The 14,751-nt window shown below is 60.0% G+C and carries 12 protein-coding genes; 7 read left to right on the forward strand and 5 right to left on the reverse strand.

The features are described from left to right. Positions 1-93 precede the first annotated feature (93 nt). Entirely contained in the window at positions 94-990 is an 897-nt protein-coding gene (locus KW841_RS13550; RefSeq protein ID WP_218476803.1) for an NAD(P)-dependent oxidoreductase, read from the forward strand. Here KW841_RS13550 and KW841_RS13555 read toward each other — a convergent pair. Next, positions 947-3,163, reverse strand: a complete 2,217-nt coding sequence (locus KW841_RS13555) for a bifunctional diguanylate cyclase/phosphodiesterase (RefSeq protein ID WP_305729873.1) — start codon at positions 3,161-3,163, stop codon at positions 947-949. The two genes, KW841_RS13550 and KW841_RS13555, sit on opposite strands and share 44 nt — an antisense overlap. A gap of 146 nt (positions 3,164-3,309) precedes the next feature. Continuing rightward, complete coding sequence (locus tag KW841_RS13560; RefSeq protein ID WP_126049750.1) at positions 3,310-3,675, reverse strand: YkgJ family cysteine cluster protein; 366 nt, start codon at positions 3,673-3,675, stop codon at positions 3,310-3,312. 268 nt (positions 3,676-3,943) lie between these two features. Here KW841_RS13560 and KW841_RS13565 point away from each other — a divergent pair, with 268 nt between their 5' ends. Continuing rightward, on the forward strand, positions 3,944-5,293 hold the full coding sequence (locus KW841_RS13565; RefSeq protein ID WP_218476818.1) for an MFS transporter: 1,350 nt from the start codon (positions 3,944-3,946) through the stop codon (positions 5,291-5,293). A gap of 184 nt (positions 5,294-5,477) precedes the next feature. On the opposite strand, the gene rapA is transcribed toward KW841_RS13565, so the two are convergent. Next, positions 5,478-8,324, reverse strand: a complete 2,847-nt coding sequence (gene rapA, locus KW841_RS13570; protein WP_218476821.1) for an RNA polymerase-associated protein RapA — start codon at positions 8,322-8,324, stop codon at positions 5,478-5,480. Positions 8,325-8,553: 229 nt separating this feature from the next. On the opposite strand from rapA, the gene KW841_RS13575 reads away from it, so the two are divergent. From KW841_RS13575 to ccoM, 3 genes are all read left to right on the forward strand, one after another. Further along, positions 8,554-8,895: an aspartate-semialdehyde dehydrogenase gene (locus tag KW841_RS13575; protein ID WP_218476824.1), complete on the forward strand. Its 342-nt coding sequence runs from the start codon at positions 8,554-8,556 to the stop codon at positions 8,893-8,895. Between the two features lie 100 nt (positions 8,896-8,995). Next, a complete protein-coding gene (locus KW841_RS13580; RefSeq protein WP_086776977.1) occupies positions 8,996-9,157 on the forward strand; it encodes a hypothetical protein in 162 nt (53 codons plus the stop codon). A 152-nt stretch (positions 9,158-9,309) separates the two neighbouring features. Next, positions 9,310-9,420 (forward strand): cytochrome c oxidase subunit CcoM, encoded by a 111-nt coding sequence (ccoM, locus tag KW841_RS29925; protein ID WP_007976669.1) that lies wholly within the window; start codon positions 9,310-9,312, stop codon positions 9,418-9,420. Between the two features lie 270 nt (positions 9,421-9,690). Here ccoM and KW841_RS13585 read toward each other — a convergent pair whose 3' ends face one another. Together KW841_RS13585 and KW841_RS13590 are read right to left on the reverse strand one after the other, a co-directional pair. Further along, complete coding sequence (locus KW841_RS13585; RefSeq protein ID WP_007976671.1) at positions 9,691-11,166, reverse strand: inorganic phosphate transporter; 1,476 nt, start codon at positions 11,164-11,166, stop codon at positions 9,691-9,693. A gap of 376 nt (positions 11,167-11,542) precedes the next feature. Next, complete coding sequence (locus KW841_RS13590) at positions 11,543-11,743, reverse strand: hypothetical protein (protein WP_007976673.1); 201 nt, start codon at positions 11,741-11,743, stop codon at positions 11,543-11,545. Positions 11,744-12,430: 687 nt separating this feature from the next. On the opposite strand from KW841_RS13590, the gene pcaR reads away from it, so the two are divergent. Together pcaR and KW841_RS13600 are read left to right on the forward strand one after the other, a co-directional pair. Continuing rightward, positions 12,431-13,273: a pca regulon transcriptional regulator PcaR gene (gene pcaR, locus KW841_RS13595; protein WP_007976676.1), complete on the forward strand. Its 843-nt coding sequence runs from the start codon at positions 12,431-12,433 to the stop codon at positions 13,271-13,273. 123 nt (positions 13,274-13,396) lie between these two features. Beyond that, a complete protein-coding gene (locus KW841_RS13600) occupies positions 13,397-14,743 on the forward strand; it encodes an MFS transporter (protein ID WP_218476827.1) in 1,347 nt (448 codons plus the stop codon). The last annotated feature ends 8 nt before the right edge of the window (positions 14,744-14,751 follow it).

Consider the following 14,751-nt stretch of genomic DNA (forward strand, 5'->3'; position numbering starts at 1 on the left):
GGTCTTTGGCCTGAGCATTGCTCGGGGGGAATCCTTTCCCAAGTCATGATGAATCGGCCAGTATTTGGCGATCTTTAATCAAAAGGAGGCTAAATGATGTCAACGCTACCTTCGCTGGGGTTTGCCGGGATCGGCCTGATGGGGTTGCCGATGTGCCGGCGACTGCTGGCCGCGGGGTATCCGCTGGCGGTATGGAATCGCAATCCGGACAAGTGCAAACCACTGGTCGAGGCTGGCGCACGCCTGGTCGCCAGCCCGGCCGAACTGTGCCAGCACGCTGACGTGGTGATGTTGTGCCTGGCGGATACGGCGGTCGTGCGCGAGGTAGTGTTTGGTCCGGCGGGCATTGTCGAGGGGGCAAGAAAAGGCCAGCTGCTGGTGGACTTTTCCAGCCTGGAGCCTAACGCCACGCGGGAGATGGCCGCAGACCTCGCCGGTAGAACCGGCATGGGCTGGCTCGACACGCCGGTGTCCGGTGGCGTGGTCGGTGCAGAAGCCGCAAGCCTGGCGATCATGGTCGGCGGTGACACACAGGATCTGGAGCGGGTCCGGCCTGTCCTGTTGAGCCTGGGGCAACGTGTGACACACATGGGCGGGGTCGGGGCGGGGCAGGTGACCAAGGCGTGCAATCAGATGATCGTTGCCTGCAATGCATTGGTGATCGCCGAAGTGGTCGCGCTGGCGGAGCGTTCCGGGGTTGATGCAAGCCTGATCGCCGAAGCGCTGGCCGGCGGCTTTGCCGATTCCAGGCCCTTGCAGTTCCTGGCCCCGCAGATGGCTGAAAACCGTTTCGAACCGGTCAAGTGGCACGTGCGCACCTTGCTCAAGGATTTGGATGCCGCGGTGAAGTTTTCCCGTGAGCAGGGCTCGTCGACACCGATCACCGGTCTGGCCGCGCAATTGATGCGCCTGCACGGGAGCCAGGGTTTCCTTGAAAAGGACCCGTCTACATTAGTGCAGATGTACCGTGAGCCAGACTCAACGCCGTGACCGTGTAGGTGTGCTTGCGCTGGTTGATTTCGTTCAGCACCGGGAGTAACTCGGTCAGTGGCACTGGCCGACTGAGCAAATAGCCCTGAACGAAGTCACAGCCATGCTCTTCCAGGAACTGGTATTGCTCGAAGGTCTCGACCCCTTCGGTGACCACTTGCAGTTGCAGGGTATGGGCCATGACGATAATGGCCTGGACAATTTCCATGTCCTGGGTTGCCTTGGGAATGTCCTGGATGAACGAGCGATCGATTTTCAGCGTGTTGAGCGGCAAGCGCTTTAGGTAGGCCAGGGAGGAATAGCCGGTGCCGAAATCATCGATCGATAGCGATACGCCGAGGGCGCGTATCTGCCGCAGCAACACCAGTGTGTTGGCGATATTGCCCATCAAGGCGTTTTCCGTGACTTCCAGTTCCAGCCGATGGGGCTCGACACCGGCGGCCCGTAACGCGTACTCGATCTCATCGGCCAGTTCTTCGCGCGCCAGGTTCAGGGGCGAACAGTTCACGGCGATCTTGAGGTCTGCACAGCCTTGGCGCGACAGCTCGCCCAGATCTTCGCAGGCCTTGCGCAGCACCCAGTTGTCCAGCTCGGCGATCAGGCCATTGGCCTCGGCGATGGCGATAAAGCGATCCGGCACGAGGAATCCGTGGACCGGGTGTTGCCAGCGGATCAAGGCTTCGAGCTTGCTGACCTGACCCGTCTTGAGGTCATAGATCGGCTGGTAATAGAGCATCAGGCCGGTGTCTTCACGCAGGGCGTGGCGCAACTCTTCTTCCAGTTGCAGCTCGAGGGTGGCGCGGGTTTTCAGGTTGGCACTGAAAAAATTCAACCCGTTGCGGCCGCTACCCTTGGACTGATACAGCGCGAGGTCGGCGTTCTTCAACAGTTCCTCACACGTCTTGCCGTCTTCCGGAAACAGGCTGATACCGATGCTGGTGGTCATCACCATGCGCCGGCCAGCCAGTTCGATGGGCTCCTTCATTTTCAGCATGATGCGTTGGGCCAACTGTCGCGCTTCGTCACGATCATGCAGGTCGATGAGCAGGCAGAACTCGTCGCCACCGAAGCGTGCGACCACATCCTCGTGACTGCGAACCGAGCTCTTGATGTGCGCGGCAAGCACCTTGAGCAGTTCGTCTCCGGCATCGTGGCCAAGGCTGTCGTTGATCCGCTTGAAATGGTCGATGTCCAGGAACAGGACTGCCAGCATCCCGCCTTCGTTGGTTTTCTCGATGAGTTTTTCGGCGAAGATCTGGTTGAACCCGCGACGGTTGATCAGGTTGGTCAGCGCGTCGTAGTGCGCCACCTGCTGCAGCGACATGCGCGCCTGGTCCAGTTGGCTGAGCAGGGAGTTGACCCGCTGCAGGTCGTGGTCCTTGTGTTGCAGTTTCTTGTCCGCCAGTGCCGCGCTGATGCTGCTCCCGATGATCAGCAGGGTCATGACCGTCACGGTCAGCGCCAGTTGCAGATGGCTGTGTTCGCCGGTTTGCACTGGCAGGCTGCCGTTGGGCAACACCAGATTCAAGGCGGCCATGGCGGTGAGGTGCATGCTGAGGATGCCAGCCCCGAGCAACAGGCTGGCGCAATATTTGAAGAGTTGATGCAGCATGCCGGCGCCATCGCGCAGATACCAGGCCAGCAACAGGGCTGCCAGCGCGGCACCGATCGCGATCGCGATGGAAAGGGCGAACAGACCTGGATGGTAATAGACTGCGGCACTGGAGTGCATCGCCGTCATGCCCACGTAATGCATGGTCGCGATACCCAGGCCGATCCCGATCGAAGCCTTGAGGCACTGTCGAAAGTTCAGATCGGGAAGGCTGAGGGTATGCATGGCCAGCCACGCAGCGAGCAGCGCGATGGTTAGCGAGAACACCGTGACGGGCAGTTGGTAGTGAAGGTCGACAGGCGCCTGGAATGCCAGCATTCCGACGAAGTGCATGGCCCAGATACTGCCCGCCAGGCAGCCGCTGCCCACCCAGCGCCAGCGCGTTTGGGACGCGGTTTTTTCAGCGTGAGCCACCCGTTCGGCCATGTCCAGTGTCGCGAAACAGCCGACACAGGCGACCAGATAAGCCAACAGCACCAGAAAAGGGTCATGTGTGCAATTGAGTATGACCTGCCCACTCTCTGGTAGCTCGGTAATGAAATGCAGACCAAGCCACTCCATAGCATGCCCCATCGTTATCCCTCAGGCCGGAGCAAGAGCGCCAGCGAATGTCATGGAGTATAGAGGGCAGTGAGGGAGCGCGAGCGGTAGTGGCACATTGGTGCCAAATATTTTGACATTAACCTAATAGCGATTGGTGCTATTACTCAGGCGATTTGCTTCTGAGGCGTCTCGAACACCGGTTGCAGGGCCGGTAAACCGAATGCGGCACGGGCCGCGTCGCAATCGGGATTGGCCTGGCCATCGACCCATGAAGCGTCGAACTCCCGGCAGGTGCTGGAGCGTTTTTCGTAAATCGAGCACTGCACCGTACTGCCCACCTCTCCGACCAGGCTGGTGCAGCGCACAGGTTTGCAGCCGGTGCCGATCATCGCGACCCGGCTGGGGCTGATCTGCTCGACGAGTTCATCGGGTACCGTCCCCCCGGACGAGGCGCACTCACCCCAGAAAAATGACACGCGAAAATGAGAACAGCAGGCACCGCAATTCAGACACGGACTGGCTTCGGACATGGGCGATTATCGTAAGGAGGAGTGGAAACACAGGGGGGAATCAAGGCCGCTATTCTAGGCTTCGGCAACGGCTTGGGAAGGGGGGGCGAGAGGTATTTTTCATTGGTCGGACGAGCTGCAAAATACCCGCCCTGCGAAAGCTCCCACAGGTTGTGCACCATGGGCAGGTATCAGCCTGGCGAATAGTGAAAGACAGGTGCGGCCGGCCTGTCTAGATTGCAAAGTCCGGGGGCAGTGACGCCCCAAAAACAATAAAAGAGACGGACCCATGCAGAACTCGACCCAAGCGGCCAATGCCTGGCGCATCCTGTTCCTGTTGTTCCTGGCCAACCTGTTCAATTTTTTCGACCGCACCATCCCTGCCATCATCATCGAGCCCATTCGCATGGAATGGCACCTCAGTGATTTCCAGTTGGGGATCATCGGTACGGCATTCACCATCGTCTACGCCATTGCCGGCTTGCCGCTGGGGCGCATGGCCGATACTGGCTCGCGCAGCAAGCTGATGGGCTGGGGACTCGCGGTGTGGAGCGGGTTGACGGCCGTCAACGGCATGGTGGGCAGTTTCTGGAGCTTCCTGATCGTGCGCATGGGCGTCGGCATCGGCGAGGCCAGTTACGCGCCAGCCGCCAACTCGCTGATCGGCGACTTGTTTCCGGCGCACCGCCGGGCACGGGCCATGGGTATCTTCATGCTGGGGCTGCCGTTGGGGCTGTTGCTGGCGTTCTTCACCATCGGTGCGATGGTCAAGGCCTTCGATAGCTGGCGCGCGCCGTTCTTTATCGCGGCGGTGCCGGGGTTGATCCTGGCGATCTTCATGTTTTTCATCAGGGAACCGAAACGCGGTGCCGCCGAGAGCGTTCAGGTGTCGCAGGAAAAGATCGATCGACCGATCCGTCGGGTATTGGCCGTACCAACCTTCCTGTGGCTGGTTATGGCGGGCCTGTGTTTCAACTTCGCCACCTATGCCTGCAATTCGTTTCTGGTGCCGATGCTGCAACGCTACTTCCTCATGCCGTTGCAGGAAGCCGCAGTGGCGACCGGAGTTATTGTCGGTGTGACCGGTTTGGTCGGCCTGACCCTCGGCGGCTGGGTCGCCGACAAGATTCACCAGCGGGTCGCCAACGGGCGGCTATTGTTTGCCGCCTTCAGCCTGGTGATTTCGACGGTCTGCACCGCGTGGGCGCTGCATGCCGGGCGAATCGAGATCGGTGTGTTCGTCGCCGTATTCAGTGTCGGCTGGCTGTTCGCCTACAACTTCTATACCTGCGTTTACACGGCGATTCAGGACGTGGTCGAGCCGCGCTTGCGGGCGACGGCCATGGCGCTGTTCTTTGCCGGGCTGTACCTGTTGGGCGGTGGCCTGGGGCCGGTGGTGGTCGGGGCCTTGTCCGATCACTTCGCCCACACGGCGATGCTCGCCGCCGGCGCCGAGCAGATGACCGAAGCGTTCAAGGCGGTTGGCCTGCATGACGCGATGTACCTGATTCCGGTGGCGCTGTTGCTTACCGTAGTGTTTCTGTTCCTGGCTTCGCGGTGTTTTGTGCGCGATGCCAAGCGGATGAAGGAAGGGTTGGTGGCGGTGGGTGAGCCTGGAGGTTCTGTGGTGACTGCCTGATCGCTTTCGCGGGCAAGCCCGCTCCCACAGGTTTAGTGTTGTTCACGAGATTTGTATTCGACACTAACAATTGTGGGAGCGGGCTTGCCCGCGAAGAGGCCATTAGCAGCACTACTGAAATTGAAGTAAACAAAAAGGCCCGCATCGCTGCGGGCCTTCTTTTTATAGCGGTGGAGGAGAGTTGTTAACCCGCCACCAACACCCGAATCGCTTCCAGTCGCAACGCAGCCTTGTCGAGCATGGCCAGGCCTTGCTCGCGTTGTTTGCGCAGGGCCACCAGTTCGCTGTCGCGCACGGTCGGGTTGACCGCTTGCAAGGCGGTCAGGCGCGCCAGTTCTTCGTCGGTATCGGCGGCCAGGCGACGCTGCGCCTCGGCGACACGTTCAGTGTGGCGCGGCAGGATCTTCGCTTCACCGGCGTTGATCCGTGGCGTCAACTGGTCACGCTGGGCCTGGATGAACTTGTTGGCGCTGGCACGTGGCACGCTTTCGAGCTGATCGTTCAGGGTTTCGAACGACACGCGGGCCGACAGGTCGTTGCCATTGGTGTCTAGCAGGCAGCGCAGGGCGGCCGGCGGCAGGTAGCGGCCCAGTTGCAGCGAGCGCGGGGCAACCACTTCGCTGACGTACAGCAGTTCCAGCAACACGGTGCCCGGCTTCAGCGCCTTGTTCTTGATCAGCGCCACGGCGGTGTTGCCCATGGAGCCGGACAGCACCAGATCCATGCCGCCCTGCACCATCGGGTGCTCCCAGGTAATGAATTGCATGTCTTCGCGAGACAGCGCTTGGTTGCGGTCGTAAGTAATGGTCACGCCTTCGTCGTCTCCCAGCGGGAAGCTGGCGTCGAGCATTTTTTCGCTCGGCTTGAGGATCAGGGCGTTTTCCGAATGGTCTTCGCTGTCAATGCCGAAGGCGTCAAACAGGGTTTCCATGTAGATCGGCAGCGCGAACTGGTCGTCCTGCTCAAGGATGTCTTCCACCAGTGCATCGCCTTCGCCCGCGCCACCGGAGTTCAGCTCCAGCAAGCGGTCACGGCCGGTGTGCAGCTCGGCTTCCAGGCGCTCACGCTCGGTGCGGGCTTCGTCGATCAGCGCTTGCCATTCGCCATCGTCAGCTTCTTCGAGCAGCGGCAGCAGGCGCGGGCCGAACTGGTGCTGCAAGGCGTTGCCGGTCGGGCAGGTGTTGAGGAAAGCGTTCAGCGCTTCGTGGTACCACTGGAACAGTCGCTCTTGCGGGCTGGTTTCCAGGTACGGCACGTGCAGTTCGATGATGTGCTTCTGGCCGATCCGGTCCAGTCGACCGATACGTTGCTCCAACAGGTCCGGGTGGGACGGCAGGTCGAACAGCACCAGGTGATGGGAGAACTGGAAGTTGCGGCCTTCACTGCCGATCTCCGAGCAGATCAGCACTTGCGCGCCAAACTCTTCGTCGGCGAAGTAGGCAGCGGCGCGGTCACGCTCGAGGATGTTCATGCCTTCGTGGAACACCGTGGCCGGGATACCAGAGCGCACGCGCAGGGCGTCTTCCAGGTCCATGGCGGTTTCGGCGTGGGCGCAGATTACCAGCACTTTGGTGCGCTTGAGCATCTTCAACTGGTCGATCAGCCACTCGACGCGAGGGTCGAACTTCCACCAGCGCTCTTCTTCGCTGGCGTCCGGCTGGGCCTGGAAGCTGACTTCCGGGTACAGCTCGGCGTGATCGCCCAGTGGCAGTTCGAGGTATTCGTCCGGGCACGGCAGCGGGTACGGGTGCAGCTTGCGCTCCGGGAAACCTTGTACCGCGGCGCGGGTGTTGCGGAACAGCACGCGGCCGGTGCCGTGACGGTCGAGCAGTTCGCGCACCAGGCGCGCGCTGGCTTCGGTGTCGCCATCGTTGACGGCAGCCAGCAGGGCTTCGCCTTCGTTACCGAGGAATCCGTGGATGGTCTCGTGGGCTTGCGGCGACAGACGTCCCTGATCCAGCAATTCCTGAACGGCTTCGGCCACCGGGCGATAGTTTTCGCTCTCGGCGCGGAAGGCTTGCAGGTCATGGAAACGGTTCGGGTCGAGCAGGCGCAGACGGGCGAAGTGGCTGTCCTGGCCCAGTTGTTCCGGGGTGGCGGTCAACAGCAGTACGCCAGGAATGGTTTCGGCGAGTTGCTCGACCAGCGAGTATTCAGGGCTGACCTGATCTTCGTGCCACACCAGATGGTGCGCCTCGTCGACCACCAGCAAGTCCCAGCCTGCCGCGAACAGCGCGTCCTGGGCTTTCTCGTCGTCCACCAGCCACTCAAGCGCGACCAGCGCGAGTTGGGTGTCTTCGAACGGGTTGCTGGCATCGCTTTCGATGAAGCGCTCTTCGTCGAACAGCGCGACCTGCAGGTTGAAGCGACGACGCATCTCGACCAGCCACTGGTGCTGCAGGTTCTCCGGAACCAGGATCAGCACACGGCTGGCGCGGCCCGAGAGCAACTGGCGATGGATCACCAGGCCGGCTTCGATGGTTTTACCCAGGCCCACTTCGTCGGCCAGCAGAACCCGCGGCGCGATACGGTCGGCGACTTCGCGGGCAATGTGCAACTGGTGCGCGATCGGTTGCGCACGCACGCCGCCCAGGCCCCAGAGAGAGGACTGCAACTGGCGACTGGTGTGTTCCAGGGTGTGATAACGCAGGGAGAACCAGGCCAGCGGGTCGATCTGGCCGGCGAACAGACGGTCGCTGGCCAGGCGGAACTGGATGAAGTTCGACAGTTGGGTTTCCGGCAGGGTGACTACTTCGTTCTGCCCGTTGAGGCCGTGGTAAACCAGCAGGCCATCAATGTCATCGACTTCGCGGACGGTCAGCTTCCAGCCTTCGAAGTGAGTGATGGTGTCACCCGGCGAAAACCGCACGCGGGTCAGAGGCGCATTCCGTAGCGCGTACTGGCGGGTGTCGCCAGTGGCCGGATAGAGCACGGTCAACAAGCGGCCGTCCTGTGCCAGAACGGTGCCTAAACCCAGCTCGGCTTCGCTGTCACTGATCCAGCGTTGCCCCGGTTGATACTGCTGCGCCATGCTGCCTGACTCCCACCTTGAAAAAGCGGGCTATCTTAACGGAATGAGGGCTTCAGGGCCAAAGGATTACTCATGCAGGCGCTGCTGCAGGCTGCAATCTTTCAGGCCGAAGATCAAAAGATCGTAGTCTGCGGCAGCGCCTGCAGTGCCAAATGAATCACAGTTTGCGACCGATGGCTCAAGTCGTCATTCGCGCAGCCGACAGCCTGCTGACAGGAGACTGAAAACCATGCTGCCACCGATGCTCCCCTTGAGTGCCGTGCCGATCACTTCACAGACTGATCCGATCCGCCAGCGTCCGGATATTCCACCGGTGGTGCCGGTGCAGGAAAGCTCCAGTGAAAGCACCATCGATCTGCAAAAGCGCAATCCTGAAGAGGATGGGCTGGTGCTGCGCGAGGAACAGCGCCGCAGGCAGGAGCAGGAGCGGCGTCGCCACGAGGCTGATCATGATCCCGAGGCGCACCTGGCGATTCCCGGGGATGAACTCAATGCCGACAACACCGTGCCGGTGGCGCCGCTGATGGAGGATCAGCCGCGGCAGGGGCTGTGGGTCGACATCGAGATTTGAGCACACGGCTGGTCAGAGCGGCCGTCAGGCCGCATTATTGGTGCAGGGTTGCCGAACGCCACGGCAGCTGAAACTCATATCAAGCGATGCACTGACTGCCATGAGCCAAGACGACAAACTGATTGACCTCAACGCGGAACGCGCCAAGCGTGTTCATGACCTCAATGACAAACGGCTCAATGAAGTTCGCCAGGCGTTCGAACAAGCCATGCCGTTGGGCAAGGTGAAGAAAAAGCCGAAAAACAAACCGAAAAAACGCTGACCCTCCCCCCCCCCCCCGCATTCATTGATGCGGGTCAAACTTTCCCCTTCCTCTTGCCCAGTCTCGGGCGGCATTGACCCCGGTCAATATTTTCTCCTGCCCGTTTGGTTAACTTAACCCTATCGCAACAGGGCAAGTGCAGGAGACGCGTCATGTTTTTCGACAACGTGGTGATCGCCGGAGTGCTGACTGTCAGCCTCATGTTTGTGTTTTTTGCAGGATTCGGACTTTTTATCTGGAAGGATTCGCACAAGCGGAAATAACCGTAGTTCTTTCTGGATGTAATGAGCACGCAAGGCATTTTGGGCAACTTCGGTTGCCCTTTTTTTTGCCTGTAAAACACTATCGATACACGCAAACCCTGTGGGAGCGAGCTTGCTCGCGATGAGGCCATAACATTCAGCATCTTTATTGACTGCAAGGCCGCTATCGCGAGCAAGCTCGCTCCCACAATGATTTGTGGTGTGGCGACAATTATGGCAATAAAAAAGGCGCGTTCCTTGCGGAGCGCGCCTTTTTCGTTTGGCTGCCTGTCAGCTGCCAAGCGCCTTCGAAGCGAGCCAGAACAACCCGGCCGACAGGGCCACGGTGGCTGGCAGGGTCAAAACCCAGGCCATCAGGATGGTTCTGACGGTGCCGCCTTGCAGGCCGCTTTTATTGGCGACCATGGTGCCCGCCACGCCAGAGGACAGCACGTGGGTGGTGGAAACCGGCAGGCTGAAGATGTTCGCCAGGCCGATCAGGCTGGCGGTGGTGATCTGCGCCGACATACCTTGAGAGTACGTCATGCCTTGCTTGCCGATCTTCTCGCCAATGGTTAGTACCACGCGTTTCCAGCCAACCATGGTACCCAGGCCCAGGGCCAGCGCCACTGCCAGAATCACCCAGAACGGGGCATATTCAGTGGTAGTGGTCAGGTCTTTGCGCAGCTTGTCCAGGTCAGCCTTTTCACGGGCGCCGAGGGTTGGCAATTTGCTGACCTTCTTCGCCGTGTCGTCGAGGCAGAGCAGGTAACGACGTACTTCGATGCGGCTTTCCGACGGCAGCGAGTGGTAGTCGGCTACACCCTTGAGGGTACCGAGCAGGGCGGTGATGGTCGGTTCGGTCTGTTGCGGGTTGCAACGGAATTTCTCCGGCAGATCGCCTTCCACGCTCTTGCCCAGGGCCAGGAACTCGCCCAGGGTTTCCGAGTTGCGCTGGTAGAACTGGCTCAGGTGCAGCGTGGCGTCGCGGGTACGCTCGATCTGATAGGTCGTGCTGTTCAGGTCGAGGACGAACTGCGCCGGCACGATACCGATCAGGACCAGCATGATCAGGCCGATACCCTTCTGGCCATCGTTGGAACCGTGCACGAAACTCACGGCCATGGCCGAGATCACCAGTACCAGGCGATTCCAGAACGGCGGATGCTTCTTGTCGTCGATCTTGCGGCGCTGTTCCGGTGTCTTGTGCATCTTCGACAGCGGACGCCACCATTTAAGGCCGATCAGGATCAACGCGGCGATCAGGAAACCTGCCATTGGCGAGAACACCAGTGACATGGCGATATCGATCGCCTTTTGCCAGTTCACCCCGTCGGCCAACGGAATATCGTTGATCAGGGCGTTGGCCAGGCCGACACCGAGGATCGAACCGATCAGCGTGTGGGAACTGGAAGCGGGAATACCGAAGTACCAGGTGCCCAGGTTCCAGGTAATGGCGGCGGCGAGCAACGAGAACACCATGGCCAGTCCGTGACCAGTGTTCACATTGATCAGCAGTTCTACCGGCAGCAGGTGGACGATGGCATACGCCACGCCGACCCCGCCCAGCAGCACGCCGAGGAAGTTGAACACCCCGGAGAAAAACACCGCCAGGTGAGGCGGCATGGCTTTGGTGTAGATAACGGTGGCCACCGCGTTAGCGGTGTCATGAAAGCCGTTGATGAACTCGAAGGCGAGGACAAAGGCCAGGGCGAGCAAGAGGCTCACAAGCACCCAAGCATCCAGTCCGCTGAATAAATCGATCATGAAGGTTTTCTGACCCGGTCATAAGGGGGCGCGATTATGCCAGAAAAGACTGCTAATCAATGCACTAGCTGCTCATCGGTAACATTCTTCAACGAAATTTTTTGCCGCGGCACCCAAAGCCCTAGGCTTTTGCTGTGTTTTTTAACTTGTTGATTTTGCTTGAAAAGATCGCCGCAGCAAGGGATTTGCACCACTGAGGGATGAGGGAGAATGCCTGTACGAAATATCTGAGAAATACGTCAGATATCAAAATCTGCCTTCATCCGGGGAGGGCAGTGGCCGCAGCCCGCTCGTAGCGGGCGCGCAAGGCGACCTCCATACATCCCGCTTTTAACAGGTGCAGAGGCAGGTCCTTGTAAGGATCAGGCCGAAGCAGTCATGGCTCTTCGGCTTTGAGTTCCTTTTCCATTTTTTCAAGTTCTTGCTGGAAAACCTGATCCTGAACGGTGGCGCGTTTACGCCAGGGTTTGCGTTCCGGTTCGGGTTGAGCGGCGTAAGTGGTGACTTCTCCGCCGTAAACTTCCTTGTAGCGTTGTTCCTGGCGCTCTAGTTCCGCGCGCAGTTCGTCTTTCGTCACAGTGCTACCTGATTGAGTTGGGATAAATTCTGGTGAAAACGCGCTGCATCAAATCGATTGATCACGTCCGTCGAATGGGCAATGCCCGTCAAGACATCGTTTTGGCGACAACCGGGATCAATACTTCCATGTCACAGGCGGCCACGGCACCAGAGATAAACAGCTGACGTAGCTTCAGTTTCCTGTTTCAGCAAGCGCACTGGCAAGGCAGTGCAATGCAGATCTGGCGCTTGCAATGGGCAACGGAGATGGAACATCGCATTGCCGGGTAGCAGGTCCGGCAAGTAAAAAAACCGGAGTGCTACTGAATTGTATTATAGCGGCCTATTTGAAGAACACTATCTCCAAAGAGTTAAAAGCCGGTCTTGGGGGCGCAGTTTTGTTGTGCGGAATTTTACGTTCTACTAGAACGTCGACTGATCCTGATTGCTGCGATGCCTTTCTGACGCCATTAAGTCGAACAAGTTACGGTATTTAGAATGCCTCATTAATTCCTGGGTCGATCGGCTATAAACGAGTTGGTGATCCAGCGAAAAACCGGACATCAGCGGACGGGCTGATTGGCACGGCTGATTGCGATTATCGGTCGAGCGTTCGATAATCGCCCGGAGTTGACGGGCCGGGCTTGAGCGTCAGGCGGTAGCCCTTTGTAATAGTCGCTGATCCGAGTGGGTAAAAGGACCTTGTATGAACGATCAAATGCGCAATTCCTTCGCTTCAGTGGCTCCCCCCATCGTTGCCTCGCCGGCCAAACGGATCCAGGCACTGACCGGCGACCCGGATTTCATGACGTCCCTGGCCCGTGGCCTGGCTGTGGTGCAAGCATTCCAGGAACGCAAACGGCACCTGACCATCGCCCAGATCAGCCACCGCACGGAAATTCCCCGCGCCGCCGTGCGCCGTTGCCTGCACACCCTGATCAAACTCGGCTACGCCACCACCGACGGCCGCACCTACTCGTTGCTGCCCAAAGTGCTGACCCTCGGCCATGCCTATGTGTCATCAACGCCGCTGGCGGTTTCCGCCCAGCCTTACCTGGACCGCATGAGCGAACAGCTGCACGAGGCCTGCAACATGGCCACGCTGGAAGGTGACGACATTCTGTACATCGCCCGCTCCGCGACCACCCAGCGCCTGATTTCGGTGGACCTGTCGGTGGGTGGGCGCCTGCCGGCCTATTGCACGTCGATGGGTCGGATCCTGCTGGCTGCGCTGGATGACACCTCGCTGGGCGAATACCTGGAGCACGCCGAACTGCAGGCCAAGACGAGTCGCACGATTCACACCCCCGAGGCATTGCTCGAATGCCTGCAAGAGGTACGACAGCAAGGCTGGTGCATCGTCGACCAGGAACTTGAGCAGGGACTGCGCTCGATTGCCGTCCCGGTGTACGACGCCTCCGGCCAGGTGGTCGCGGCCCTCAATGTCAGCACCCACGCCGGGCGAGTCAGTCGTAACGAGCTGGAACAGCGCTTCCTCCCTGGCCTGCTGAGTGCCAGCCGCGACCTTAGTAGCCAACTGTTCACCTAAGCTGTTCGATAAACGCACAGAGTTACGTTTGGCGAATTGACGCTGTTTCCTGTGGGTCATTAATGTCGCGTCTGCGTCAGCCCCGGCTGGCCCCTTTCGACTGTGATCCACGGAATAAAAATAATGAACCAGCCCCAGTCTGCTGTAGGAAACTGCCTTGACGTGCAGTCCTTCATCAATGCTCAGCCCATTTCGCGCTACCAGTGGCGGGTAGTCATCCTGTGTTTCCTGATTGTCTTTCTCGACGGCCTCGATACCGCGGCCATGGGATTCATTGCGCCGGCTCTGTCGCAGGATTGGGGAATCGATCGCGCCAGCCTCGGTCCGGTGATGAGCGCGGCTCTGATCGGCATGGTCTTTGGTGCATTGGGCTCCGGGCCATTGGCTGACCGCTTTGGGCGAAAAGTCGTACTGGTCGGGGCGGTGTTGTTGTTCGGTGCCTTCAGCCTGGCTTCGGCCTACAGCACCAACGTCGAGCAATTGCTGGTGTTGCGCTTTTTAACCGGGCTGGGCCTGGGCGCCGGCATGCCGAACGCCACGACCCTGCTGTCGGAGTACACCCCGGAGCGCAAGAAGTCCTTGCTGGTGACCAGCATGTTCTGCGGTTTCAACCTCGGCATGGCCGGCGGCGGCTTTATCTCGGCCAAGCTCATTCCGGCCTTTGGCTGGCACAGCCTGTTGCTGATCGGCGGAGTCCTGCCGCTGATCCTCGCCGTCGTATTACTGTTCTGGCTGCCGGAGTCGGCGCGTTACCTGGTGGTGCGTAACCGCGGTACGGACAAGGTACGCAAGACACTGGCGCCGATTGACCCGACGGTGGTGGCCCAGGCGTCCAGCTTCAGCGTGCCGGAACAGAAGACCGTGAAGGCGCGCAATGTGTTTGCGGTGATCTTTTCCGGCACCTACAGCGTCGGCACCTTGCTGCTGTGGCTGACCTACTTCATGGGCCTGGTGATCGTCTACCTGCTGACCAGCTGGCTGCCGACGCTGATGCGCGACAGTGGCGCGAGCATGGAACAGGCCGCCTTCATCGGCGCGCTGTTCCAGTTCGGTGGCGTGTTGAGTGCCGTGGGCGTGGGCTGGGCGATGGACCGGTTCAATCCGCACAAGGTCATCGGCACGTTCTATCTGCTGGCCGGGGTGTTTGCCTACGCGGTGGGGCAGAGCCTGGGCAACATCACAATACTGGCGACGCTGGTGCTGGTGGCGGGGATGTGTGTCAACGGTGCGCAATCGGCGATGCCGTCACTGGCGGCGCGGTTTTACCCGACTCAGGGGCGGGCCACCGGTGTGTCGTGGATGCTCGGGATCGGCCGCTTCGGCGCCATCCTCGGGGCGTGGATGGGCGCGACCCTGCTGGGGCTGGGCTGGAACTTCGAGCAAGTGCTGACGGCACTGGTGATTCCGGCGGCGCTGGCGACCACAGCCGTCGTGATCAAGGGCATGGTCAGTCATGCGGATGCGACCTGATTCGGCGT

The organism is Pseudomonas sp. PDM28 (assembly GCF_019219115.1).
Lineage (GTDB): Bacteria > Pseudomonadota > Gammaproteobacteria > Pseudomonadales > Pseudomonadaceae > Aquipseudomonas > Aquipseudomonas laurylsulfatiphila.